Source organism: Paenibacillus thailandensis, from assembly GCF_042685365.1.
GTDB lineage: Bacteria > Bacillota > Bacilli > Paenibacillales > Paenibacillaceae > Paenibacillus_AP > Paenibacillus_AP thailandensis.
Window position 1 is genome coordinate 393,375 of sequence record NZ_JBHUMY010000012.1, and the last position, 24,624, is coordinate 417,998.

Here is a 24,624-nt window from a genome sequence, read left to right on the forward strand (position 1 = left end):
CGTCATCTCCTTAGTTCAAATCTTTATGTGCTTTCCGAAGCTTTGTATTACGCCAAGACGGTATCCGCGCCGACTCTCGATTTGCCCCGGACATAGCCGGGGAAGTCGCGGTCGTCCAGCGCCGAATCGCGTTCGATGACCGCTTCGCCAAGACGAGGGTTCGGCTTGGTGAAGGCGGAATTGATTTCCAGATAGCTGTGGTGGTCCAATACGATCCAAGGCTGAAGCGCGACCAGGCCGGCAGCCGTATGGGCCGGTTTCTCGGCTTCGATGATCCGCTTGACGGCGGCGTAGCCGGAGGCGTCCTCAGGCGGAGACTTCAGCACCACGCAGAACCCGTACGGGTCGCTTCCGAACAGCTTGTAAAGAAGCTGCTTGACTTCTGCGTCTTCCGCGGCTTCCAGTTGAAACCGTTCTACGATATAGGGCTTATCGCCCGTGAACAGCTCGATCATCGATTCGATGCCCGCCCTCGTCCCCCGCTTGCGATACAGCTCGGGGATACGGCGCAGCAGAAGACGCAGCTTCTCTTCCGTCCAGTTTTCGTCGTACGCGACGGCAAGCCAGCCTGCCAGCCATCGCAAATATTCCCCCGTTACGGCGTCAGGGTCAAACCATCTGGCGATCTGACCGATCGAGAGCTCCGACTCCGCAAAAAAATGCTCGAACAAAGATAAATATCGCTCGAGAAAAGAACGGCTTGCATCGTCCTCCTGATAAACGCCGGGCATATAACGCAAATAAGAATCTTTCGGGAAAACGGCCGAAACCGCCCGTACGGTCGGCGTAACCCGGTCGCTTCCGATCAGCCGGATGCGCAGCCATAAATATTTGCCGGAGATCCCCTGCAAATAGGCATCCTTCGGATTTAACATCGGCTCCGACCATGGCAATCCGTCCAAAGCGTCCGTTTTTACGCCGGGGGGGACCGCAGCATCCGATAAGTACGCGTCCAAGTCCCGCTCCGCGCCTTTCAGGTAAAACGTCTTCCGGTCGGATGCCAGGCATGAGACTTCCAGCTGCGTGCTCTCCGGAACGTCCGCATCGACCGACAGCTCCTGCCAAGGCGTGGCGAAAGATGCGCTGTCCAGCGCTTTGGCGTAATAGACGCCGGACGCGAGCGGAGCTCCGTCCCGCTTGCGCAGCGCCTGCTCCCGAACGAGAACCGACAGCGTGCGGGCCGCCCGGCTGAGCACGTACATCGTATCGTCATGGCCGAACAATATGTTCCCCGACGATCCCCGAAACGCGGACACGACCCCTGCTTTGCCCCCGTCCGGACGGAAGACGTGGATGAACCGCTCGTCTTCGGACGCCCCTTCGCCTTCGCTCTCCCCGATATAAACGAGCCCTTCCTGGTCAATGCCGATGCAGGAGGGCGATACCGGCCCTTCGACGGGAAATTCCTGCGTCTTGACCAGGCCGGAGTAGACCGCAATCTTCCGGCCGGGGGCGTCAAGCACGTAAACGAAGCCTTCGCGCGAGACGGCGATCGCCGCGCGCCCCTCCGCAAGCGGCTCGGTAACGGGAATTACGCCGGCGATTCGCCCGCCCGAATCGATTCGAACGATGCGGCGTTGTCCGGCGTCAAGCGCGTACAACGAGCCGTCCGGACCGGCTGCCAGATCCGTGATGTTCAGCGGATCCAGCCCTGCCGGATATCGGCCGGCCGCGTCTATTCCGGGGCCGACACTCCAAATCCGCTGCCCGTTTACTTCCGCGAAACGGATGACGGAGCTTTCGGCGCGGTCCAGAACCGATATGCCGCGGTGAGTATAAGCGATACTGCCGGGCCGTTGCAGTAAGGACGAGGGGCCTTCCAGCCGCTCGGCGCGGCCCGACTCCGCATCGTACGAAACGACCGAATTCGCATTCGAATCGGTTAAGTAAAGAAGGCTGCACGGCCCTGCTGCAGCGCCGGCCAATTCGAAGCCTGCGGCGATCCCGTCCAGCGGAACCGTCCGCTGAAGCCGGTACCGGTAAGCGCTTAGGAGCGCGAGTCCTTCCTCTCCCGCCGCCAATTCGTGCAAAAAGCCTTCCTCCCAGCGCTTCCGGTGGTTAATCGTAAGAAAGGGCCTTTGTTCCGTTGCGTAAGTGGCCATGTCAACCTCCTTGGACGGTGCAGACCGCCGATTCTGCAGCCGCTTCGATTCGATGCGATTCGGAGTAAACCAAGCTAAGCGGGGAAAGAAGCAGGTTGCCGTCCCCGTCCTCGTTTAAGCCGGGTCCCGTTCCGGTAACCCGAAGCGAGCTGATGCAGCCTACGCCTTCGACTTTGCCGATCGCTTCAAACAGCTCCGAGCGGTAGACGGCTCTGCCGAACGGCCACCCCGCTCCGTCCGCTCCGCCGGTTAGCGGATGCAGGAAGGCAAGGAGCATTTGTTCCGTTTTCGCGACGGTCGTCGGCGCGTGGTAGCCGGGTTTCACCTGAATAACGGCGCCGACCGTTATATGGACGTAAACCGGCGGTTCGACGCGAAGACGCGTCCCGATTAAGCGGCGGCCGTCCAGATGCCGGCAGACCTTCCGGAGAAAGCCGTCGCTTGGCACCGGATTCGGATGCTCGCCGTACGGAACGACGACGACGGCAACCGTTCCTTCCTTAGGCGAACCGTCCTTTCCGACGAGCGGCACCGCCTTCGCCCTGGCCACCCGCAGCCCGGGAGTAGACAGCGCGAGCCGCTCGTAATCCTCGGAGGTTACGGCCCGGTCTACGGCGTAAAGCTCCCTTCTGGCCCGCAGCTTGCATTCGTCAAGCGTCTCGGCCCGCCGGCCTCCCGCGGCCGCCAGCCGATTGGCGGCGGCGAGCTTTGTCCCGCCGCCGATCCCGTCTATAATCGTCCATCGGGACGCGGAAGGAACGTTTCCTTTATCGCCGGCCGTCGTTTTGTAAACGACAGCCCGTATATGATCCTCCGGGCGTTCATCCGCCGATTGCGGGATCGCCCCGTTTCGTCCGTCCCCGAAACGGACCGTTCCCGTCTCGGCATCTAGAACGTAATGCTTGTCGTTTGGGCGCGATGCGTCGAAGTCGTCCACCCGGATCCAATCCGCCCACTCCGCTCCGGATGCGCTTTGTTCCTTCACTTGAAGCACGAGGCTATCCGGTATGACGGGATAGCGGGATAACGCAAACGTTTGGCCGGGCAGCCCGTTCGAGCGTCCGATCGATTCGCCCGCCGTCTCGGTTTGCTCGGCAGCCGCGGTATTGATCAATATCCGGTCGACGCGCGGAGCCAGCTCGTAGCCCGATTGCACGACCGTGACCCGAATCCAATAATGCGGAGAATCTACGGCCGGAGACAGCGTTCTGGCTTTCGCGTCCCCCGGCCAAACGAATGTCGTTCTGCCGCTTATCGTTAGGTCCGCCGTGCCGTCCTTGTCAGGGACGAGAGGCTTCCAGCCGCCTTCTTCCGCCCCGGCGTAATACTCCCATAGAAGTTTCGAGGACGGCGGCGGTTCATTCGTTTCGTCCGCGCCGCCAGCCCGAGGCACCGGATAATCGTCAAACAGATGAAAGGTCACGGCAAGCTTGACGCCCGAGGCTATCGGCTTATCGAAGCCGAGGTACAGGCGGCTGTCCGGTTCGGCGCCGCTTCCGAAAGGATAAAACCGGATGCCTCCTCTTTCGTTGGCGTCGGACTGATCGATAAAGCCGTATTTGCTCTGGCTGACGACCTTGGCAAGAGCCGCGTCGACGACGGCAAGCGGCTCCGTAGTTTCGAAGACGAGCTCCCCTGTCGCAACCCGCGTGCCGGCTGGAATCTCTATCGTTCCGGAGCCCGGCGGCGCGGTGAACGTAAGGTCGACGGCAGCAGGCTTAACGGGAAGCGGCTTAACGCCAAGCAGCTTTAAAAATTTCCGCTCGCCCTCCTCCCTGACTTGGTCGAGGAAATAGTGCTGCATTTCGGTCAGCCAGGCGAACAGCTCGATCATCGTAATGCCGGGGTCGTGAATATGATGGTCCGTCCAGCCCGGTGCATAGCGGGGAATCCACTTTTTGGCGTCCTCGACCAGCTGATCGAACGTTTTGTCATCCAATTGTGGCATTGGTAGCATGGAAAGCTCCTCCGATTCCGATCTTGCTTATTCCGATAAAGTCAAGTTACAATGGCTGCGGTTACGGCGAGATTATGCTTGCCGCTGTACGGCAGCATATACGGAAGCGCGATAACGCCGGTCTCTTCGTCGGGCGTCAAGTCAATCGATCTGCCGCTGCGCGGATCCCGGACGGTCATGACGAGGCTTCCGACATGATCGACGCCCGGAACTTGTTCGAGAATCCGGTAAAAATCCGCAAGGCAAGGCAGTGCGCCGAATTCCCATCCTCTCCCCTCCGAACCGCCCGTAAGAGGATGCAAATAAGCTTTGATCCGGCTTGCCGCCTCCAGCTCGACGGCAGCGGCCAGCTCGATCTTCGCAGCGGTGATCGAGGCCGTTACCGATATTTCCGCATAGGCCGGCTCAATCGCCTTAATATGGCGCGGAGCGGATAGAAGATTGGATGCGCGCTCCCGCAAATAAGCTTCTACTTGCCGTCTCAGCTCCGCGGACGGCAGCGGCTGTGGCTCGCTGCTTTGCGGTACGATGACGATCGAAACCCATCCGCTTTCGGTCAGCCCCGCATCGTTTCGGTTAGGCAGGCATTTGACGCGCGCAATGCCTTGGGCGGCCTCCAGCGCGATTTGCTCGTAATCTTCGGCCGTAACCGCCCGGTTTCGGTGCCGGATCAGCGAAGGTCCCCGCAAGGCCGCCTGCTCGATGCTTTCGGTGTCGAAGCCTCCCGACGCCGGCTCCGGGTTGTCGGCCCGGTCGACGAAGGCGATAGAGGTGCGAAGCAAAGAGACGGCGGAAGCGCCGACGTTCCCTCTCGCCCCTCCTCCCGTCCGATAGGAGACGATAACGTTGTCCGTTCCGGCCGGCAGCATCGCGCCGCGCAGTCCGTCTCCGAATCGGACGGTTCCGGCGGTGCGGTCGATTTCGTAATGCCTGTCGGCAGGTCCCGAATCGTCGAGCCGGTCCGAAGGCTTCCATTTGACCCAAAACGCCGTGACGGCGCCCGTATCGTCCGTCTCTTCCCGATAATCGTAAAGACCGTTCGCTTTAAGCGCTTGGCGCTCGTATTCGGATAGAGCGTTAAACTCGTTCACGAAGACGGATTCGTCGAATACGGGCGATTTGGCCAACGTGAACGATTCCGAAGCGGTTCCCCGCCCGGAGCCGAGAGTCTCTTCCTTCACGCTCTCCGACTGAACGGCCATCGTCGTATTCATGTACACGGCTCTCAGCTTCGGCGCTCTTGCGGTTCCGTCCGGGACGGCCGTGGTCTCGAACAGAGCTACCCGATTTCCGCATGGGGAAGGCGCACAGCCGCAGCCGCAGCCGCAATCGCCGCCCCCCGGTCCCGGGGAGAGCAGAATTTCTCCGCTTTCGGCCGAGCGGAAAGCGCCGGTAGAGCCCTCCGGCTGAAACTTATCGGCGACATCGACGCCGCGGATCCAATACAACCTTTTGCCGAACCGCCCGGCCGCGGACAAATCGTCCGGACCGATAAACGACAGGCAGCCGCTTTGCGTCAAATGCCGGGTATCGTCCCGGACATCGAGCTTGATCCATTCCCCTTCCCCGCTCCGGCCGTTTGCCGGCCGGAAATATTCCCAGGACACGTAAGGCAGGTTATCCTCCAAGTAATCCTGTTCGCTAAGCGAGAAATAGAGGCTGACCGGACCGTTTTTGGGCGGGGCGTCGAACCCCAGATAAAGGGCCCGATGCTCGTCGGCCATCGGCTCGAACGGTACGGCGGGTTTGCGCTCCCGAATCGCCGCCGTTATATCCCGGTACTCCAAATTGTTAAAAGCCAGTATGCTGCCGGGAACGGCGGTTTCGGTCCCGTCGTCGTAAGATAACGTAATTTCCCGAATGACGGGCAAACCGTATTTGCCGATCAGCTGCGATTTTTCCGGATCCCACTGCTGGCGCCCATAGCCGCCGCCGATTATCCGGGCTCGAATCCAATAGCCCTTCTGACCGGCCGTCGTTGTCTCGGCAATGTCTTCCGGAACGAGGAAGCTCAGCTCGACGGCTCGCTCCGGCAGCCGGAGGTCGTCGAATTTGCCGTTCAGCTTCAGCCAGCCGCTGCCGTTCCAATACTCCCAAGACAGTTCGGCGTTAATCTCCTCGGGCCGCAAATTGTCCGGATTATCGTGAGCGAGCTTAAACGCGACGACCGCCTTGGCGCCTTTTTTCGAGAAAACCTGCCGGCTCGCCATGTAAAAGGCGTCGTAAAGCCGCGGCATTCTTCCAAACGGGTAAAAGCCGCCTTGTGCGCCCGGATCAAGCGGAACATCATTCACAAACGCGTAATCAGGCCGTGTCGTATTATTCGTTATGCGAACACCAACGTCGTAAATCGTCACGTTCTGAAAATCATTGACCGCTGTCGGCGGAATCGTACCGCGGATCCAGCGCCCCGTTACGCCGTTCACCGGATGCTCCAGCAAGCCGCCGCGCTCTTTTTTGCGAAGCCGAATGACGTCCGACGTTTCCGCTTCCAGCGGAAGCCACTCCCCGCTCTCCGCGAGGTACGTCCAGTTCATGCGCGCAAGAAGCGCGGCGCGGTTCGCTTCAAACGCCGAATTGCCGGTAACGGTCAGCTCGAACGCCACTTCGCCGGTTATGTCAAACCGGACTCCGTCCCCGATATAAATCGAATGGGATTGGCTATCCGTGCCGCTGAACAGCGCGAACGGGGAGCCCTTCGGCATGCCGCCCGCGGTTATTTCGCCGGGTGCCTCAAAAATCGAATCCGCATGCGGATCGACCGCGAAGACGCCCGTTATTCGAGCAGGCACGGCAAGCATGCTCCGTTCCGTCTCGAAGCCGATAGGCGGACCGCCGTCCTGCGGCGCGGCAAGCTGCGTAGCCGCGGGGATTAAGACGGCCCCGGGCGCGCCGGCGCTCAAATGAAACGTCACCGGAACGGCGGCCGGGCGCGCCGCAATTAACCGGACGCCAAGCATGTTCAAAAAAGCGATAAAGTGTTTATCCGGCGCCCGGTTCAGCCTCTGCAATATCCCCGCGTACAGATGCGCGAATATGCGCATGACCGCGCCGGCCGCGTCTCCTTCCTCCGCCCGCCACTCGGGCGTATAATAGGGGATTCGTTCCCGAAGCTGCCGCAGCACGTCCTCCAGGCTTCGTTTATCGATTAAAGGCGTTTTCATCTTCTCCTCCCTTACAATGGCTTCCCAACACCCCTCATGAAACGGGGTAAACGGCGGTGTACCGCTCGCCCGTGGAGCGGATGCGGTAGCGGAGCGTGATCGTCAGCCGGCCGGACCCCGACCTGTCTGATTGCGCATCAACCGCTTCGACCTCGATTCTGGGCTCCCATTTTACAAGCGCGTCGCGCACGGCCGACTCCATTAAACCGAGGGTTGAGGTGTTCGTTTCTTCAAAGACGAAAGTGTGAATCCCGCAGCCGAAGTCCGGCCGCATCACGCGTTCCCCTTTCGCGGTAAACAAAATAATGTGAATGGCCTGCGCGACGTCCTGCTCGTAAGTCGTCATCGGCAAAGACCCGCCGGCCTTGTCGACGACGACCGGAAACGGCCACCCCGATCCGGATTGTTCCATTGCCATCATTGCCTCCTAACCGATGAGAACGGTGGCTTCTCCCATTGCAATCGTATTGGGAGGGCCGGCCTCCGTTACGAAATCGCCTTGCCGGACCGCCGGCAAGCCGTTAATGAATACCGTTCCGCTGCCCATCGCCACGACGCCCCCGCCGTGCGGGTTAGGCGTTGCGAGCGAACAGGCATGCATATCCGAACCCGCCCTCCATGCCGGCTTGCCTCCGATCAGTACGTTGGGACTGCCCGGTCCCGGACCGAGGGGCGTGCCGTGAGAGGTCGGGTCGCCGACTCTTGCCGCAGGCGGCATGGTCTCTCCCCCTTAACTTGCCGACATATGCAATGTTTTTAATTGATTTGCACGACGGCCCCTTTTATCGTTAGCGCGGCTCCCGCCTTCAGCGTCAATTGCGATTCGGCTTCGATGGCGATCGCCTTCGACTTCAAGGTGAGCTGGACGGGGCTTTCCAGCGTCATTTCGTTGCTTCCGGCGTCCATCGTTATTTTGAGAGAACCCGATTCGATCGCAATCCGCCCGCCGGATTCGTCGTCCAGCACGAGCCGGTTGCCCGCCTTCGTTTGCAGCGTTATTTTTCCTTTACCTTCTTCGTCGTCGAACACGAGCTCATGCCCGCCGCGCGTTTTGATTTTGCGGATATGGTTGCCGCCGTCCGCATTCGTTTCGGGCGGTTTATCCTCCCCGTTCCACAGCGCGCCGATGACGTACGGATGCTGAAGATTTCCCATCTCGAAAGCGACGAGCACTTCGTCCCCGACCTCGGGAAGGAAGTAGCCGCCCCGCTCTTTGCCGGCCATGAACGCGGCGACCCGGGCCCAATGGCTTTCGTCGCCTGCGCTTCGCCAAGGGAACGTTACTTTGACCCTGCCCATTCTTTCCGGATCCTTGTTGTTGGTTACAAGTCCAACCGCGACGCCGCGAACGGCGCCCTGGTCCGCTTCTCCGTTCTGCAGCAATTCGTACAAGCTCATATCATGCTCTCCTTGACGTGAAAAGTAGTATGGTAGCCCGAAGCGCTTACCGCGTGCACGCTTTTCTCGACATAATACGGCTTGCTGAATCTGGCTCCGAGCCCTTCGAGCCGGATCGTCCGGCCCGGCCGGATATCGGGCAGCCCGATCGTCTCGCCTCCGCCCCGCACCAGCCCTTCGGCGTGCTTGTTCAGAATCGAACGGGCGAGTTGCTCCGCCTCCTGCTGCGAAAACACGGGATGTCTAACGTTCAGCTTGACCGGCTCCCGAAGCAGCTCGCGCACGAGCTCGCCGCCGGTTTTGCGGCCCGGGCCGGGGCGCTGCCCCGCTTCGTCGCCGGTCCGCGCGACGCCGACGATTTCCTTTTTCGTTTTCGGGTTCCATCCCCGCACTTCGACTTCCGTCACCTGCTCGGCGAAGTTGACTTCCGGCTGGAACGAGAGGAGCTGCTTCCTCCACTCCAGCGCGAACAAGGGCTCTCCGTCGCGCGGCGGCTTGCGGAAGTAAAGCGTATCTCCGGACACGAAGCATTCGTAGTAATTCTCGTCGGCAAGCTGCTGCAAAAAATGAAAATCGCTTTTGCCGGCCGCCTTCATCACTTTCGGATAAACGACGTCCGTCGGATCGAATTGGCATCGAAGCCCGTATTCGGCCGCAACAATGGCGGCAATGTCGCTATGTCTCGCGTTATCCCAAGAGCGGGGCTTCATGCCCCGCATCATCGGATACGAAAGATCGTACCCGCTGACGGTGCAGCGGGGACTTCCTGTGCCGTCGAAGCCGGTCGCGATCGAGGCGACGACGCCGGTCAATACCGGCTCCAGCGTGCCGGCGTAGCCGAGCCGGATTTCCACCTTTTTGCCGGCGGGCAGAAAAAGATCGAAGCCGTTGCCGTTATCCCCGGATTCGCCGTATAGATTGTTCACGGTAAAGCTGAAGTGGTCGGCCGCCCGCAAAGCTTGATCGACGGTGACGCCGGCGATCTCCAGACCAAGCCCGCGGAGCTCCTTGCCGTCGACGCGGATTTCGAAAGCCGGAGCGTAAAAACCGCCGTATTTTTTTTCGAGCTGCGCGAAATCCATATTATCCTCCTAAGCGAGGCACCTTGAGCTTCGCGCCTGCGCGAAGTTTTAAAGGGTTGGCGATCCCGTTCGCTTTTGCGATATCCCGCCATTTGGCCGGATCGCCGTAAGCCTCTTCCGCCAGCGCCCATAAAGCGTCGCCGGCTTTGGCCGTCAGCTCCTTCGCTTCGTCCGCGAGTTCCGGCTTTTTTTCCTGCAGCTGCTCCGTGATCGTCTTGTATTCCTTGAACGTAACGTTCAAGGTCGCGCGAACCGGAATGCCGGAGCCGAGAAACATCGTGAACCGCTGCGTCGCCCTTTCCAATACGGCTTTGAACTCAAGCTTACCCCATATAAATTTGCAAACCGGAGGGGCGTTTCGCCCGCTGCCGATGTCCAGAAGCGAGGTGACTTTTCCGGTATGCACGCGGACGTCTTCCTTCTGCTCGTAAGAGTCGAACAGTAAATCCATCGTAAGCGTCCGGGCGTTGCCGCTCACGAACTGCGTGGCCGGGACGGATAGCCCGGGTATCGCCGTCGTCTGAAACTGATTGCTTTGCTCGATCGAATATTCCGACGGGTTAAACAGCACGCTGACCGCGGGTCCGTCGGGATTCCCTTTCGAATCGAGCCGTTGAATCATCGCTTTTTCAAGCGCCAATGGGCATGGCCTCCTTTCGACCGCATGGCGCGGAAGCTTCGTTGCGCGTGATCGATGTCGTTAAACGAGCCTTCTATCTTTGCCGCCGCTTATAAGCCCAAACGCTGCTTCTCGATCTTTAGCCTCCGTTCGAGCTCCCGGTAGATCCGATCCGACAGCCGTTCGATTTCGGCCTGCGGCAGCGATGCCGGCGTCTGAACGGTCTGTTCCTCCGGGGGAGCGGCCGGCCCCCGCTTTCTCACGGCGGGCGGGTTAGTGCCGCTTGACCGTTCGGACGGCCCGCTCTGCGGCTCGTCGGCCTCCGCCGCCTTCGGCTGCGCGACGACCAGCTCGGGCGCCGCCGCGCCGGTCCGGCTCCAATTCCGGCCTGTTTGTATCCGAAGCGGCGCTGGACGGCGCCGCATTGCGGTTGCGTCTTCCGCCGTGAAACGTTCCGGGACCGGCGGACCCGTTCCTTTCGCCGCGTTGGCGATAAGCGGCGCACCGATCCCGCTCGGGAGCCAAGCTCCCGGCAGCGCGCCTGGCCCCAATCCGCCCGCAACATCCGAGATGCCGGCTTTCCCGAGAAGGAAAACGTCTTTCCGGGAGGTTCCGGGCGCCGTGCCGGACCTTTTCGTTGCTCGGGCGGCGAAATCCGCGGCAGCCGATAAGCCGGCGAGCGGACCGGCGGATACGGGAATTAGGCGGTGCCGGTCAATCGGGCGCTCGTCGGCGGCGACCGGCACCGTCCGCAGTCGCACGGAAGTCCCAAGTCCGGTCGTCCCGGCGGGCGGCTTGGTCAGCCCCATAGCCGCGCCGGGCCAAACCGAAGCGTCGGATTGCTCCTGTGCGCCGGTCCTCCGGACGTTTAACGGGAAGCCGTTCTTCTCCGCCGGCCGTTCATGGAACGAACGGCGATGAGCAATCGCGGCGTTCGGCGGATATCCGATTAGAGCGCCGGAGCTTTCCGTCCGTTTGCCGCGGAGCGATCCTTCCGGCGCCCCGTCCGCCGTCAGGAACCGGTAAATAAACGTTCTTGCGTCTTGATTCACGACGATCGGGACGTTATGCGAATCGCCGCCGTCCGCGGCGCGGCCGAATGCGGCAAGCCATACGAGCGGAGGCAGCGGAATAACGGTTCGGCCGTTCCCCGCAGCCCCGTACTTCATGCGGATCCGGTTCGCGAACCGGACATGCGGTCCTTCGGCCGAAAAACGGCTGAAATCGTTCAAAAGTCCATCTCCTCCTGCCGCGGCCGACGTTAATCCTTGGCGAATCCGTTATGCGCCAGCTCCACCGATTCGAACGCGACGGCGCTAGCGTCCGCTTTCAAATCCGGCCCGTTCCACTTGACCGGGTAAGCCTGGACGAAATTCCATCGCCACGCTTCGTTCCCCGAGCCGTCCTGCAAAATAACGGAGCCGTTTTTTCTTTTTACGTCGCCGGAGGAAGCGTCGCGGTACCAGGTCCACAGCGCATCGGAATAGGTCAGTCCTCTTTTGAGCACCAAATTCGGAAACCGCTGCGCGCCCGGAAGCTTATGCCTGTAATCGTTTAGCCCGCCTTCCCGGAATTCCTCCGTTTCGGTTTCGGCCGAAAGGCCCGAAGCTTCGGCGAATCCGCCGACGACAAGCCCGTCGAGCTCGACTAGAAACCGATAACCCGCCAGCGGGTCGTTTCTGTCCCCGGCCGCCATTTGTTCTCCTTTCGGGAGCCGCTACAGTCTAAAGGAACGGTCCGGCTCCTGGTTCATTTTGCGGTTGATTTTCGATATTTCCTCGCACCACTTTGCGCGTTCCCGGTGCTCCATGTTCATAACCTCGTCGTGCGGCCAATGGAAATAATAGGAAATGAAGGCTACCTCCTCGTAGATCCGTTCGATCGGATAGCCGCTTAGACTTCCCCCTGGGCCGGCACCTCAACGACAAACGAATGGTCGCATTGCGGGCATTCCGCCTGTATGCCGGCCGAGCCTGTTTCGTTAATATTCCGGTACAGCTGCTGCAAGTAAGCCAGGTCCGAGGAAAACAGGCCTTCGACGACGCCGGGGTTGATCGACTGAAGATCGCCCAGCCTCGTAATGACGCGGGACAGCAAAATTACGGTCAAATAAGCCGGATTTTGCTGCACGCGAGGATCCTTCAATGGAAGAATCTCGTCGGCGGCGGTGGCGAGTCTCATCGTTCCTTCGCGGTGAAGGGTGCCGTGCTTGTCGACATAGCCCTTTGGCAGCGTAAATTCAAATTCCGTCATAAATGCCATGGCGTATTCGTTCTCCTTCCGTTTCTCCTACTGCGTTGCCTCGGCTTCGCGCCTGTCTAGCTCACGCGGGACATGCCCTCGTGCACGAGCTCAAGCGATTCGATCGCGATATCGTTGCCTTTGGCGCTAAAGTCGGGCGCGTCGTATTTGCTTGGCCATGCCTGGACGAAATCCCATCTGGCTTTGTCGTTCCCGGCTTCGTCGATCACGATGATCGAAACGTTTTTGCGCTGGATGTTCCCCGCGGCCGCTTCCTTGTGCCAGTTGTACAAGTCCATGGAATCGGTAATACCCCATTTCAAGCTGACGTTCCCGTATTTCGTCAAACCCGGAAGCTTGCGGACGGTCGTCGCTTCGTTCCCTTCCCTGTATTCGATTACGTCGATCGACGAGTCGAAGCCGGACACGTCGGTAAAGCCGGCCTGCTGGATGCCGTCGATTTCCACCCGGAACCGAAAGTTGCGGAACGGGTCTTTTCTTTGCGCAGTCGCCATTGATTATCTCCTCCTCGATTTTCCTTGCCGTCCCCGATTAGCCGTTGGCGCCGCCGGACGTCTGCGCGATCCGGAATACGACGAACTCCGCCGGCTTCACCGGAGCGACCCCGACCAGCACGATCAAGCGGCCGTTGTCGATATCGTTCTGGGTCATAGTCGTCCGGTCGCATTTGACGAAAAACGCCTCTTCCGGCTTCGTGCCCATTAGCGCGCCGTCGCGCCACACCCGCGTCAAAAATTCCGTTACGGTGCGCCGGACGCGTCCCCACAGCTTCTCGTCGTTCGGCTCGAATACGACCCATTGCGTTCCTTCGTCAATCGACTCCTCAAGGAAGTTGAACAGCCGCCGGACGTTCACGTATTTCCACGCCGGGTCGCTCGACAGCGTGCGCGCGCCCCAGACGCGGATGCCCCGGCCCGGAAACGCCCGAATGACGTTAACGCCCCGCGGATTCAAGATGTCCTGCTCGCCCTTCGTAATTTGGAATTCGAGATCGATCGCGCCGCGCACCACCTCGTTGGCAGGCGCTTTATGAACGCCTCTTTCGGCGTCCGTTCTTGCAAAGATGCCCGCCACATGACCGCCGGGCGGCACCGTCCGAAGAAGCCCGCTTGCGGGTTCCGTCACTTTAATCCACGGATAATAGAAGGCGGCGTATTTCGTGTCGTTGCTTCGCGGGTCCAGCGTGCCGGCATCCGAATTTTGCGCCGCGTCCACGATGGCGAAACGGTCCTTCAGCTTCTCGCAATGGGCGATCAGCTCCTCCGTCAAGCCGCTGACGGCATCCGGGTTCGGCGCGTAGACGATCGAGATTTCGTCGATTTCCTCGAAGCCCGCCAAGCCTTTGCGGCTGCCTGCGGCCGAATCGGTTCTTTTGTAATCGCCGACCGTAACCCCGGACCGCGTAATCCGGTATTTGGCGCCCGCGGCCGGCGCTTTGCCTTCCGCCCAAGCCGCGTTAAGCGTAGCGATCTTGGTCGCAGCGTATTCCGTGACGGTGCGGGATTGGCCTTTGGCGTCGCCGTCCAAAATGTGAATCGTCATGCCGACGTAGGCGTTTTTGTCGGCGGACGCGCCGTCGCTCAGCTTGATTTGATTGGCTGCCGGAACGGCCGAGACTTGACCGGCGTTTTCGGAGGAATCGAGACCTCCCGCCAAGTAAGCGATTTTGGCTTCATCCGGCTGTTCCCCGGAATCTCCCGCTTTTTTCGCCACTCTGATCAATTGGGATACGCCGTTAATCCGTTTTTCGTAATAGTCCGGCGACTTCGCGTCGACCGACAAATTGTCGAACGTTTCGGATACGGACGGGCGCGGCGCGTCTTTCGCCGCAATCTCCGGATCGGAAAGCGGAACCGCATCCTTCCAGTAGTAGACGTTCAGGCGGAAGCCGCTTAACGTTCCTTTGGCAACCTTGACGGCAACGCGGTTGCCCCATTCGCCTTCGCCGACCGCTTGGACGGTCAAGGCGCCGGCCGATCCTTTCTTCAGGCCGATCTCCGCCCCCGTCGCCCCCGCCTGGACGATTCGCCCGATGTAGCATCGCTGGCCGCCGTTGTTAAAAAATCCTTCGACCGCATAAGGGAGGTAACTCCCTTCGCCGGCCAAACCGCCATATACCCGCTGGTAATCGAGCCAGCTTGTAATCAGCTTCGGTGTCGTCGGGCCGCGCTCGGCTTCCCCCAGGAAACCGGCCGTGCTCGTCGATACGCCCTCCACCGGCTTGCTGCCGATTTCGGTTTCTTCAATATAAACTCCGGGAGATAAGTATTCCGGCATAAATGCTGCCTCCTTTAAAAGGTTGTCATTGCCTAATTTTCTTTCTCAAGCGATACGAATCGTACTTCTTTCGCCGTGACTTGGCCCGGCTCGATGATGGACGTCGTATCGATTTCGACCGGCGAAACGGCGTAACATACGGTCGGCTTGTAGCGGCTGTCCGGGAACGTGTTCCAAATGTCGGACGTTTCCTGAACGGACGCGGGCTGGTACGTGATGCTCAGCCTCGCGCCGCTTCCGGCCAAGCCGCCTTGCAGCAATTCCCCCGCCAGCACCGCATGGTCGTGGAAGACGCGCATCGCTCTTCCGAGCAGACGATGCTCCTCCAGCGAACGTTCCGTGAAATCCGGCAGGTACGAATAAGCCGACAGCATGTAATACAAATCAAGCGTGAGCGGCGGAAGCCGGGTATAGCCGTAAGCCGGGTCGGCGGCTTGATTTTTCAAGTAAGGGTTTTCGGCCAATCGGAACAGAAAAAGCGTCAGACGGACCGACTGGCCGGTCACGTCGGCCGGCGACTGCAGCGCAATCGACCCGGGCGGGACCATGTCGCCCATTTGCTCCCGAAGCAGCTTGATTAACGTTTCGCCGACGTCGGCGATGGCGGAATCCGCACTCAACTTCTCACCCCCTTTACGGATTTAAAAACCGGGCGTAATCGCCAAAGTCCTCCTTGCGCCAAAGCTTGCCGATTTTCTCCAGCTCCCTCCGCGCCGCCCGGACGAAATGCTCCATGCCGATCGGCCGGTTGTCGGCGGCGGCCAGAAACGCGGCCGACAAGACGATATTTTTGATGCTGCCCCCTGCCAGTTTAAGCGCCGAAGCCAGATACGGCAGATCGACGTCCTCTCCCATGGGCGCTTCCTTCGGAATCATGCCCTGCCAGATCAGAAGTCTCAGCCTTTCGTCCGGCAGCGGGAACTCGATGCTGAAGCGCATCCGCCGGATAAACGCCTCGTCGAGATTGCCGAGCAGATTCGTCGCGAGCATCGTTACGCCGTCGTAGTCCTCCATCTGCTGCAGCAAATAAGCGATCTCCGTATTGGCATGCCGGTCGTTCGAATCCTTTACCTCGGTCCGCTTGCCGAATAAGGCGTCGGCTTCGTCGAACAGCAATACGGCGTTGCTGTTTCGCGCTTCTTGAAATACTTGCTGCAAATTTTTTTCGGTTTCGCCGATATATTTGCTCACGATTTGCGACAAGTCGATCCGGTATAGCTCGAGGCGCACCTCTGCCGCCAGCGCTTCGGCCGCGGACGTTTTGCCGGTGCCCGGCGGACCGTGAAGCAGCACGGTTAACCCTCTCCCTCTGGAAAACTTGCGGCCGAATCCCCAATCCTGATAAACAAGGCCCCGGTATTTCGCTTGCTGGACGACTTCCTTGAGCTTTTGCCTTTGTTCATCCGTAAAAACGAGATCGTCCAATCCGCCGGAAGGGATGAGCCGGTCGGCAAGCAAATGCAGGCGGTGATGAAGATGGCCGCTGCAGGCCGCCTCCAGCTCCTCCAAGCCGATCCGTCCGCTTGCGGGGGAACGCCACTTCGCCAGCCTCGACGCCTCGGCGAGAACGTCGCGGATTTGCCCGGCGGTAAACCGGTATTTGTCCGCCAGCTCTTCCAGCAGCGATTCGTCCTTTACGGCGTGGCGCCGCGCTTCGCTTTTCCAGACGGCCGCCCGTTCCTGCCGGCTTAAGGCCGGCATTTCGAGCCGAAGCAGATGAGGAAGGCGGAGGCTCTCCGGCGGGCTCCAAGGCTGGCTGCCCAACAGGAAGGCAGGCCTTGGGAACCGGCGCAAATGCGTGGCAAGCCGGTTTAACGCCCTGCCGCTCCGCTCATCCCGGGCAAACAGAGCGTCCGCGTGCTCCAGACAGACGGCGGCCTGCTGCAGAGCCGCTTCCCGGAACAGCAGAAACAGCAATTTCTCCTGCGAATGGAAGGACTCCGTTTCCCGCATCGCGGCCATGTCCGCCACGAGGAGCGGCATGCCGAGTTCGCCGCAGACGGCTTCGGCGAGCGCTCTTTTGCCGGAGCCGTACGGACCGTGCAAATAAAAAGCCGCGGGCTCGAAGGAAGCCGCAGCGCGGCGAACATACTCTTTCGCTCTGGCTGCCGTTTCCCGGTACGATGCGCTTCCGGATTCCTCCTCGCCGGTCCTCCTCGGGCTCGCTAACGACACATACGGATCCAAACGAGCATCCGGCTGCCGCGAACCGAGAAGGAAGGAAACGATTCGCGGGTCTGCCCGGAGCGGGCTGGTCAACCGGCCTTCGGCCACGCCATCCTCCTCCGCGAATGCGACCAATCCGTGCTTGACCAGGCCGCTGTCCGGGTCGAACATTCGCCTGGCGGCCGCCAGATCGTCCAAGCCGTCGCCAAGCAATTTGGCAATCAGATCGACGGTCGGGCTTCTGCGCGTCGGGTCATCCAGCAAAAGGGCATACAGCCGTCCGTATTTAGAATCGATTTCGCAGGCCGCGCAAATGACGAGCGCCGTCTCCTCCGCCGCCGACAGCCGGAACATGCGCGTCAACGCCGGAAGGGCCAATGGAATGCCCGCCTGCAAGCTTGCCGTTATACGCCCGGAGATTTTGTCCTCAAGCTCGCCCTCCCCGTCGGGTTCGTCCGGGAATCTTTCCTCTTCCGCTTCCGAGCGGGAAAGATCCGCCTTGTCTAGCGCGGTCGGCTGCTCCCCCGTTCCTGCGGATTGATCGCCCCGGCCAATCGGATTCGGGGAATAAGCCTGCCGATGGACATGCTCCTGCCGAAGCCGAACGCTCAGCAGCCAATCAAGCCGCCTCAGTTCGTCATGGAGATGCTCGATCGAATCTTGGTAAGGAGCGGACGAGTTTTCTTTCCTCTGTATTCCCATAGTATTAGTGGACATAATAACCGCCAAAACTCCTTCTCCCGCGAACTTCGCGTCAAAGCGCGAGACGACAGGTCATGTTGTCAACCGCCGGACGCTCCGCTTCGTTTTCGCTATGCCTAGTATGGCTGACCTTCCGGCCGTTGGGGAGGATGAATTTTTTTCACCCCCTTCGCCGATCGGGGGTCTAAGCCGAACTTCCTGTCAGTTTAACGTTTTGGCGTAGAGCGCGATTTGAAACGCAGGACGCATCCCGGCCTTTGCGTATAGGAAATTGGCGCCCGTAAGACTATCCGAATCCACGTTTAACATGACCGACGTCTGTCCGCGCTTCCGGCCGATTTCAAACGCGCGCTGCAGAAGCGCAAGTCCGATACCTCTCCCTCTCCACTCGCGTTTTACGCCAAGCAGCTCGATGAACAACCCGTCCTCCTGGATGTTGCCGAGCAGAAATGCCGCCGGCTTCTCCGCCGCCCAAACAATGAACCAAAGGGCCGGATCGTACCGTTCTCCTTTACGCTCCCTTATCCATTCGTCATATTCCGCGGGGCAGTATCCCCAGCAATCCCGAAACGAATCGGTATACGTCTCGTATAACGCCCGCTCGTCCCGGTCCGGAACAAAACTGCGAAGGATAAGCCCGGCGGGCAGGGAAGCCACTTCTCCGGGCAGGTCGTTCAGATCGGCGACCATCCGTTCATACAGCCGTACGAACGTATACCCTCCCGATTCAAGCCGCCGTCTTGCCTTTTGGTTCGCGTAAGCGACCTGCTGGATGAACCGCATGCCGGCGTTTGACTCGGCATAATGCGCCGCTCTCGCTTCCGCAAGTGACAGCAGTTGTGTACCGACTTCCGCATCCGCATACTCCGGATGTTCAAAGACGCAGCCGTCGATCCGGTCCGCTCCCCGCTTTTCCACAAAAGCGTAACCGGCAATCTTCCCGTTAGAGGCGATCGCGACCCAGGCATCGGTTTCATAATTGATGAAGCTCCATGCCTCAAGTAAATCCTCCAACGTGATGTCCGGCACACCGTAGTCCTCCACATCGCATAAAGCGATCATGTCCGTTATTTCCCTGGCGTCTTCCAAGCGGGGATGCCGGACGGTCCAGCCTTTCTCTACGCTTTCCACGATCATACCTCTCCTTTATTTCAATGGATTCGCTTCCCATCTTACAGGACGGAGCGGCACGGGAAACCATCCAATTCAATTGTTATTCGACCAACCATTTCATATAATGGGATGGAGGTGATAGACTTACATGGAGTGGAAGCCCGATAAAGCCGGCGAAACGCCCCTCTATTTGCAAATAAAAGACTATATTAAAAACAAAATCGAGACGGGACAATGGACGGTCGGCATGAAAATTCCGTCGCAGCGAAAGCTTGCCGAACGGTTCGAAGTGAATCGAAGCACGGTAGTCACGGCATTCGACGAGTTGATCGCCGAAGGGCTTCTCGAAAGGAAAAGCGGCAAGGGCACGCGGGTTAAAAACAATACGTGGTCGCTGTTTTCCGAACAGCCGCCTCCCGATTGGAGCAGCTATGTCAAAAAAAGCATACATATTCCGAATTTGCCCACCGTTCAGGACATCCATAAGGCGGAGCCGCTTCCCCATATCATTCGGCTGGGGACGGGCGAGCCTTCGCCGGAGCTGTTTCCCCGGGAAATGATGGCCCGCGTTTTGAAGCGGCTCCCTTCTCGCATCCGATCGCTCGGCTACGAGGAAGAAAAAGGGTTATATCCGTTAAGGGAGCAGCTAAGCGCTTATATGAAAACGTTAGGGATCTCGGTATCGCCGTCCTCCATCCTGATCGTGTCCGGCGCGCTTCAGGCGCTTCAGCTTATATCCGTCGGCTTGCTCCGAAGAGGTTCGACGGTATTGCTCGAGAAACCGTCCTACTTGAGCTCCCTCAACGTGTTCCCGTCGTCCGGCATCCGGTTGTTCGGCCTTCCAATGGATGCAACCGGCTTGCAGCTTCTTGCTTTAAGAAAGCATAGGAAACGGCAAAACGCCTCGCTCCTTTACACGAATCCAACGTTCCATAATCCGACGGGGACCGTAATGCCCGTCGAGAAAAGAAAGCTGCTGTTAAAGATCTGCGAAGAAGAGCAGCTCCCGGTCGTCGAGGATGACGTATACCGGGAGCTGTGGCTGGATTCGCCTCCTCCGAAACCTCTGAAGGCGATGGACAACAACGGAAGCGTTCTCTATATCGGCAGTTTCTCCAAAGCGTTAAGCCCGGGGCTGCGCATCGGATGGATTGCGGGTTCCGAAACGGTTATCGACCGTTTGGCGGACATTAAAATGCAGACCGATTACGGCTCCAGCTCGCTGTCGCAATGGGCGGCAGCAGAATGGCTATCCAGCGGACTGTACGCCGAGCATCTCGGCCAAATGCGTTCGTCCTTGCGAGACCGGAGGGATTTGGCGGAAGAGCTGCTAAGAACCGAGTTCGAAGGAATAGCGGAATGGGTTAAACCGGCGGGAGGCTTTTATGTTTGGCTCCGTCTGCCTCAGGGTCTTTCGCTCCGCGAGTTGTTCGAGGATGCCTTGAAGGCCGGGATTCTATTGAACCCCGGCCATCTGTACGACGGAGACGATGACTGCCATCTCCGGTTGTCCTACGCCTATGCGTCGGTATCCGATATGAGGAAAGGGATGGCGAAGCTGGCGGGCTTGATCCGCGGCCTTGCCTCGCGCCGGTGACCGGACCGCCGGGCTGTATGACCAAGCCAATAGTCGTCGGTTGCTTTTTTCTTCTTCTTCACAAGTTCTATACATCTGTTTGCTACGCTGACTATATCGCGACGATTCAGGCAAGTTATCGGATCGTTCGGCTCACAATAAGAAACAGCCGCTCGATCGACACCCGGTTCACAAACTTGCTGAATTTCTCTTTTCCCTTCGCGTATTCCTTATAATAATCGATCAGTTTAAGGACGGCGGGAACAAGATCTTGCTCCGTCAATCCCGTTAGCACAAGCCGGGCAAAAGACGGTTTAATTCCTTTTGGGTCTCCCCCGGCATATAGATCAAACGTATTCCGCATTTTGACGATACCGATATCTTTAAGCAGCGGTTCGCTCGTACCAAGCGCGCAGCCGGCATATCCGACTTTCAGGGGAGCCGGCGTCGGAATGCCCGCAACGGCTGCGTCGATCTGCCGCGCAATGTCCAGTCCCGCCTCCTCCGCCCCTTTGCAAAAGTTGCATGCGATAAGGCTTTTCGTCGTAAAGCCGGAAGGGTTCACTTCCAGTCCGGCCTCTCGAAGCCGTTCGGCAATCTCGCGCTCTCGATGAGCCGGTATTTCCGCATACAGCTGTCTGAATGGAGTAATTTCGATTTTGCCCTCCGGCCCGATCAGCGTTCCGATCGCAACCAATTGTTCCGGCGACATTATATTGCCGCCTACTTGCACGGGAGAAGACACCGCAATTTTGATCCGTTCATCCATTCGTTACCCTCCTATTCGCGTTTAAGTGTTGCGAATCTTGACGCGCTGCAGCCGCAGGGCATTGAGTACGACGGATACGGAGCTTAGAGCCATAGCCGCCCCCGCCACCCACGGAGCGAGCAAGCCGATTGCGGCAATCGGAATCCCCAGCGAGTTATAGCCGAGCGCCCAGAACAAGTTTTGCTTAATGTTCGCCATCGTCTTCCGGCTCATATAGATGGCGTCCGGAATGCTGGACAGATCGCCGCGCATCAGGGTGACATCCGCAGCTTCCATGGCGACGTCCGTCCCCGTGCCGACGGCCATGCCGATATCGGCGGTCGCAAGGGCGGGAGCGTCGTTGATGCCGTCTCCGACCATGGCGACTATTTTGCCTTCACGCTGAAGCTTCTTGACTTCCTCCGCTTTTCCTTCCGGAAGCACTTCCGCACGGACGTGTTCGATTCCCACTTGCTCCGCGATCGCCTTGGCCGTCCGTTCGTTATCGCCCGTAATCATAATGACTTGAATGCCCATTTCCTTTAAACGGCTGACCGCCGATTTCGATGTTTCTTTCACGGTGTCGGCCACGGCCACGATCCCCGCATACTGTTTATCGATCGCGACGAGCATGGCGGTCTTTCCGTCTTCTTCGAGACGCGCCATCGCTTCATAAGCGGCTTGCGCGTCAATACGATGCGTTTCGAGCAAGCGGCGGGTTCCTACAACAATCTCTTTGTTCTCGACGGTCGCTCTAATGCCGAATCCCGGAATCGCTTCGAACGACTCGATATCCGGCAATGATATGTCCTTGGCCTTGACGCCTTGAACAATGGCTTCCGCAAGCGGGTGCTCCGAATTTTTTTCCGCTGCTCCTACGAGACGAAGAAATTCGGACTCGTCTTTATCCGTAATGACATCGGTCAGCTCCGGCTTGCCTTTCGTTACGGTTCCCGTCTTGTCGAGGATAATCGTATCGATCTTGTGCGTTTGTTCCAAATGCTCGCCGCCCTTAAACAAGATGCCGAGTTCCGCCGCCCGGCCGGAGCCGGCCATAATCGAGGTCGGAGTCGCCAGACCAAGCGCACACGGGCAAGCAATAACCAATATCGCAATCGCCTTCTCGAGAGCTTCCGCAAAATCGCCCGGCGCGACAAAGAAAAACCAGACCAAAAAGGCAGCGATCGCAATCCCGACGACTATGGGCACGAAAATACCGGAAATGATGTCGGCCACGCGCTGGATCGGCGCCTTTGAGCCTTGCGCCTCCTCCACGACTTTGATGATTTGAGATAGCGCCGTTTCTTTCCCGACTTTGGTCGCTTTAACTTTCAGCATCCCGTTTTTGTTGACGGTTGCCCCGATAACGGGGTCGCCGGCTTTTTTCTCGACGGGAATGCTTTCGCCTGTCAGCATGGACTCGTCGATCGAGGAGCTTCCTTCGATTACCTCGCCGTCAACGGGTACTTTTTCGCCGGGGCGCACGATGACAATATCTCCGGCCAACACTTCTTCAACCGGAATCGCAAGCTCCTCCCCTTCGCGGATGACGCGGGCGGTTTTGGCTTGCAATCCCATTAACGACTTGATCGCTTCGGACGTGCGCCCTTTCGCGAGCGATTCGAACAGCTTGCCCATAATGACCAGCGTGATGAGAATCGCGCTTGTTTCATAATACAAGGAAGGTCCATGGTGAATCGATGCGCCGGCCATATACCAGTCGACGGTTAAATACAGGCTGTAGAAATAAGCTGCGGATGTCCCCAAAGCGATCAAAACGTCCATATTGGCGCTTCCGTTGCGAAGCGCTTTATAAGCCCCGGCATAAAACTGACGTCCGATATAAAACTGCACGGGCGTCGCAAGAACTAGCTGAAACCACGGATTCATCAGAATGTCGGGCGCATAAATCCAGGACGTAAACGAGAAGTGGGAAACCATGCTCCATAGCAGCGGCAAAGAAAGCACGGCCGAAATGATCAGTTTATATTTTTGCGAACGGATCTCTTTTTCGCGATGATCGGGCTGTCCTTCCGTTTCTTTTTCCGTAACGGCTTTATAGCCCAGCTGCTCGACTTTCCGCTGCATATCTTGAACCGAAACTTCCCCGGGTGAATATTCGACAAACGCGGTTTCCATCGCAAAATTGACGGTTGCCTTGCTTACCCCCGGCAATCGGTTTAATCCCTTCTCAATGCGGTTGGCGCAAGCGGCGCAGGTCATGCCTTCCAACCGGAATTCCACCGTTTCTTTTGCGGTGCCGTACCCCAGCTGTTGAATTTTTTCCTCGAAATCATGCACCTTTGCTTTCTCCGGATCATATACAATGCTAGCTTTCTCAAGGGCAAAGTTCACGTTTGCCGAAGTAACGCCTTCGATTTTGCTTAAGCCCTTTTCAATCCGATTCGCGCAAGCGGCGCAAGTCATGCCCGTTATTTGCAACGTCGTCTGTTTCTCGTCGTGAAGCTCCGTCTCCTGCATGTGCATTCATCTCCCAATAATAATGGTCTGAAATCGTATCATGAGAACAATCGCGATCAGACGACGTCATAACCTTGTTCTTCAATCGTTTCTTTTATCGTTTGAAGCGTCACTTTGCCTTCGTCATAACGAACGTCGACGGTGCCGCCCGATAAATGAACTTTTCCTTCCGCCCCGATTTGCTTTAATGCGCCTTCTATAGAATTTACGCAATGCTGGCAGCTCATTCCGTTTACTTCCAAAGTTACTGTTTTCATAAAATAACACTCCTTGTGTTGAGGTTTGTTTTTAGTATACCCCCCTAGGGTATGTATGTCAATCATTTTTTACTATACCCTTGTAGGGTATTTTATAAACGATCAATGGAGCTTGGTTTGGCTATCTTCTTAACGCCAAAAAACAAACAGGCCGCCAAGCAATTGGCAGCCTGAAATGACAAATTTACCGGCTTTAGACCGGCATCGGGGTCTTCGTTGGCGCAGCGTAGCCTTCTTTGTACGCCGCATCGATCAGCGTCCGAATTTCTTTTACGGACTTGCCTTCTTCTTTCATCTTTGCCGCTTGAATTGCAATTTCCATGCATACGCCGCAGCGGGTCCCATGATCGTCCCATACGACCGAACCGTCGTCATGTACAGCTTTGATAAAACAATTTTTGTTGCTTAAATGTCCCGCGCTTTCCCCGCAGCCGCAATAGCAAGGAATCCAATCGAGCAGCTCGGCGTTTTGACCCGCTATGGCATAGACTTTGCCGATATTGTCATGAAGTCCGTCCAGAAATGTCGGCAATACCTCTATGGATGCCGTCGTTTCTTGGATATCGCCCGTTGCATGGGAATGGTTCTCATACGCCTTCTGTTGTTCGCCGCAGCCGGTCATTAATAAGGAAATCATCGCGATGGCTAGCCAAGCTCTCATATCCCGTTCACCTCTGGCAAGTTCATTATGACAAATATAACATAGTTTGGACAAACTTG

At 58.3% G+C, this 24,624-nt stretch carries 22 protein-coding genes; 1 reads left to right on the forward strand and 21 read right to left on the reverse strand.

Going from position 1 to position 24,624, the window contains the following annotated elements; translation table 11 throughout:
• Nucleotides 1-47: 47 nt before the first annotated feature.
• The 17 genes from ACFSW5_RS13335 to ACFSW5_RS13415 all read right to left on the reverse strand — a co-directional run bounded on the left by ACFSW5_RS13335 (nt 48) and on the right by ACFSW5_RS13415 (nt 18,860).
• A complete protein-coding gene (locus ACFSW5_RS13335) occupies nt 48-2,102 on the reverse strand; it encodes a phage tail protein (RefSeq protein WP_379273737.1) in 2,055 nt (684 codons plus the stop codon).
• A gap of 1 nt (nt 2,103) precedes the next feature.
• The gene (locus ACFSW5_RS13340; protein WP_379273739.1) at nt 2,104-4,059 is read right to left on the reverse strand and encodes a putative baseplate assembly protein; all 1,956 of its coding nucleotides are present in this window, start codon (nt 4,057-4,059) and stop codon (nt 2,104-2,106) included.
• A gap of 41 nt (nt 4,060-4,100) precedes the next feature.
• Entirely contained in the window at nt 4,101-7,223 is a 3,123-nt protein-coding gene (locus ACFSW5_RS13345) for a putative baseplate assembly protein (protein ID WP_379273741.1), read from the reverse strand.
• Between the two features lie 34 nt (nt 7,224-7,257).
• Nucleotides 7,258-7,635: a GPW/gp25 family protein gene (locus tag ACFSW5_RS13350; RefSeq protein WP_379273743.1), complete on the reverse strand. Its 378-nt coding sequence runs from the start codon at nt 7,633-7,635 to the stop codon at nt 7,258-7,260.
• 15 nt (nt 7,636-7,650) lie between these two features.
• Nucleotides 7,651-7,941 (reverse strand): PAAR domain-containing protein, encoded by a 291-nt coding sequence (locus ACFSW5_RS13355; protein ID WP_379273745.1) that lies wholly within the window; start codon nt 7,939-7,941, stop codon nt 7,651-7,653.
• A gap of 38 nt (nt 7,942-7,979) precedes the next feature.
• On the reverse strand, nt 7,980-8,621 hold the full coding sequence (locus tag ACFSW5_RS13360) for a phage baseplate assembly protein V (protein ID WP_379273748.1): 642 nt from the start codon (nt 8,619-8,621) through the stop codon (nt 7,980-7,982).
• The gene (locus ACFSW5_RS13365; RefSeq protein WP_379273750.1) at nt 8,618-9,703 is read right to left on the reverse strand and encodes a phage late control D family protein; all 1,086 of its coding nucleotides are present in this window, start codon (nt 9,701-9,703) and stop codon (nt 8,618-8,620) included. Before ACFSW5_RS13365 ends, ACFSW5_RS13360 begins: the two co-directional genes overlap by 4 nt.
• 1 nt (nt 9,704) lies before the next feature.
• Nucleotides 9,705-10,343 (reverse strand): CIS tube protein, encoded by a 639-nt coding sequence (locus ACFSW5_RS13370; protein WP_379273752.1) that lies wholly within the window; start codon nt 10,341-10,343, stop codon nt 9,705-9,707.
• 89 nt (nt 10,344-10,432) lie between these two features.
• The gene (locus ACFSW5_RS13375; RefSeq protein WP_379273754.1) at nt 10,433-11,554 is read right to left on the reverse strand and encodes a hypothetical protein; all 1,122 of its coding nucleotides are present in this window, start codon (nt 11,552-11,554) and stop codon (nt 10,433-10,435) included.
• A 29-nt stretch (nt 11,555-11,583) separates the two neighbouring features.
• The gene (locus ACFSW5_RS13380) at nt 11,584-12,018 is read right to left on the reverse strand and encodes a phage tail protein (RefSeq protein WP_379273756.1); all 435 of its coding nucleotides are present in this window, start codon (nt 12,016-12,018) and stop codon (nt 11,584-11,586) included.
• A 21-nt stretch (nt 12,019-12,039) separates the two neighbouring features.
• Nucleotides 12,040-12,204, reverse strand: coding sequence for a DUF6760 family protein (locus tag ACFSW5_RS13385; protein ID WP_379273904.1), 165 nt, complete (start codon nt 12,202-12,204; stop codon nt 12,040-12,042).
• 11 nt (nt 12,205-12,215) lie between these two features.
• Nucleotides 12,216-12,584, reverse strand: coding sequence for a phage tail assembly protein (locus ACFSW5_RS13390; RefSeq protein WP_379273758.1), 369 nt, complete (start codon nt 12,582-12,584; stop codon nt 12,216-12,218).
• A gap of 56 nt (nt 12,585-12,640) precedes the next feature.
• Nucleotides 12,641-13,078, reverse strand: coding sequence for a phage tail protein (locus ACFSW5_RS13395; RefSeq protein ID WP_379273760.1), 438 nt, complete (start codon nt 13,076-13,078; stop codon nt 12,641-12,643).
• 37 nt (nt 13,079-13,115) lie between these two features.
• Nucleotides 13,116-14,861, reverse strand: coding sequence for a phage tail sheath family protein (locus ACFSW5_RS13400; RefSeq protein ID WP_379273762.1), 1,746 nt, complete (start codon nt 14,859-14,861; stop codon nt 13,116-13,118).
• 32 nt (nt 14,862-14,893) lie between these two features.
• A complete protein-coding gene (locus tag ACFSW5_RS13405; RefSeq protein WP_379273764.1) occupies nt 14,894-15,481 on the reverse strand; it encodes a DUF4255 domain-containing protein in 588 nt (195 codons plus the stop codon).
• A gap of 13 nt (nt 15,482-15,494) precedes the next feature.
• The gene (locus tag ACFSW5_RS13410) at nt 15,495-17,744 is read right to left on the reverse strand and encodes an AAA family ATPase (protein WP_379273766.1); all 2,250 of its coding nucleotides are present in this window, start codon (nt 17,742-17,744) and stop codon (nt 15,495-15,497) included.
• A gap of 186 nt (nt 17,745-17,930) precedes the next feature.
• Nucleotides 17,931-18,860, reverse strand: coding sequence for a GNAT family N-acetyltransferase (locus tag ACFSW5_RS13415; RefSeq protein ID WP_379273768.1), 930 nt, complete (start codon nt 18,858-18,860; stop codon nt 17,931-17,933).
• A 130-nt stretch (nt 18,861-18,990) separates the two neighbouring features.
• Here ACFSW5_RS13415 and pdxR point away from each other — a divergent pair, with 130 nt between their 5' ends.
• Nucleotides 18,991-20,439, forward strand: coding sequence for a MocR-like pyridoxine biosynthesis transcription factor PdxR (pdxR, locus tag ACFSW5_RS13420; RefSeq protein ID WP_379273770.1), 1,449 nt, complete (start codon nt 18,991-18,993; stop codon nt 20,437-20,439).
• 115 nt (nt 20,440-20,554) lie between these two features.
• Here the strand turns inward: pdxR and ACFSW5_RS13425 are convergent, their stop codons facing one another.
• From ACFSW5_RS13425 to ACFSW5_RS13440, 4 genes are all read right to left on the reverse strand, one after another.
• The gene (locus ACFSW5_RS13425) at nt 20,555-21,187 is read right to left on the reverse strand and encodes a nitrite reductase (protein ID WP_379273772.1); all 633 of its coding nucleotides are present in this window, start codon (nt 21,185-21,187) and stop codon (nt 20,555-20,557) included.
• A 21-nt stretch (nt 21,188-21,208) separates the two neighbouring features.
• The gene (locus ACFSW5_RS13430; RefSeq protein ID WP_379273774.1) at nt 21,209-23,647 is read right to left on the reverse strand and encodes a heavy metal translocating P-type ATPase; all 2,439 of its coding nucleotides are present in this window, start codon (nt 23,645-23,647) and stop codon (nt 21,209-21,211) included.
• 56 nt (nt 23,648-23,703) lie between these two features.
• Nucleotides 23,704-23,904, reverse strand: coding sequence for a cation transporter (locus tag ACFSW5_RS13435; RefSeq protein WP_379273776.1), 201 nt, complete (start codon nt 23,902-23,904; stop codon nt 23,704-23,706).
• 193 nt (nt 23,905-24,097) lie between these two features.
• On the reverse strand, nt 24,098-24,565 hold the full coding sequence (locus ACFSW5_RS13440; RefSeq protein ID WP_379273778.1) for a PCYCGC motif-containing (lipo)protein: 468 nt from the start codon (nt 24,563-24,565) through the stop codon (nt 24,098-24,100).
• Nucleotides 24,566-24,624: the final 59 nt, after the last annotated feature.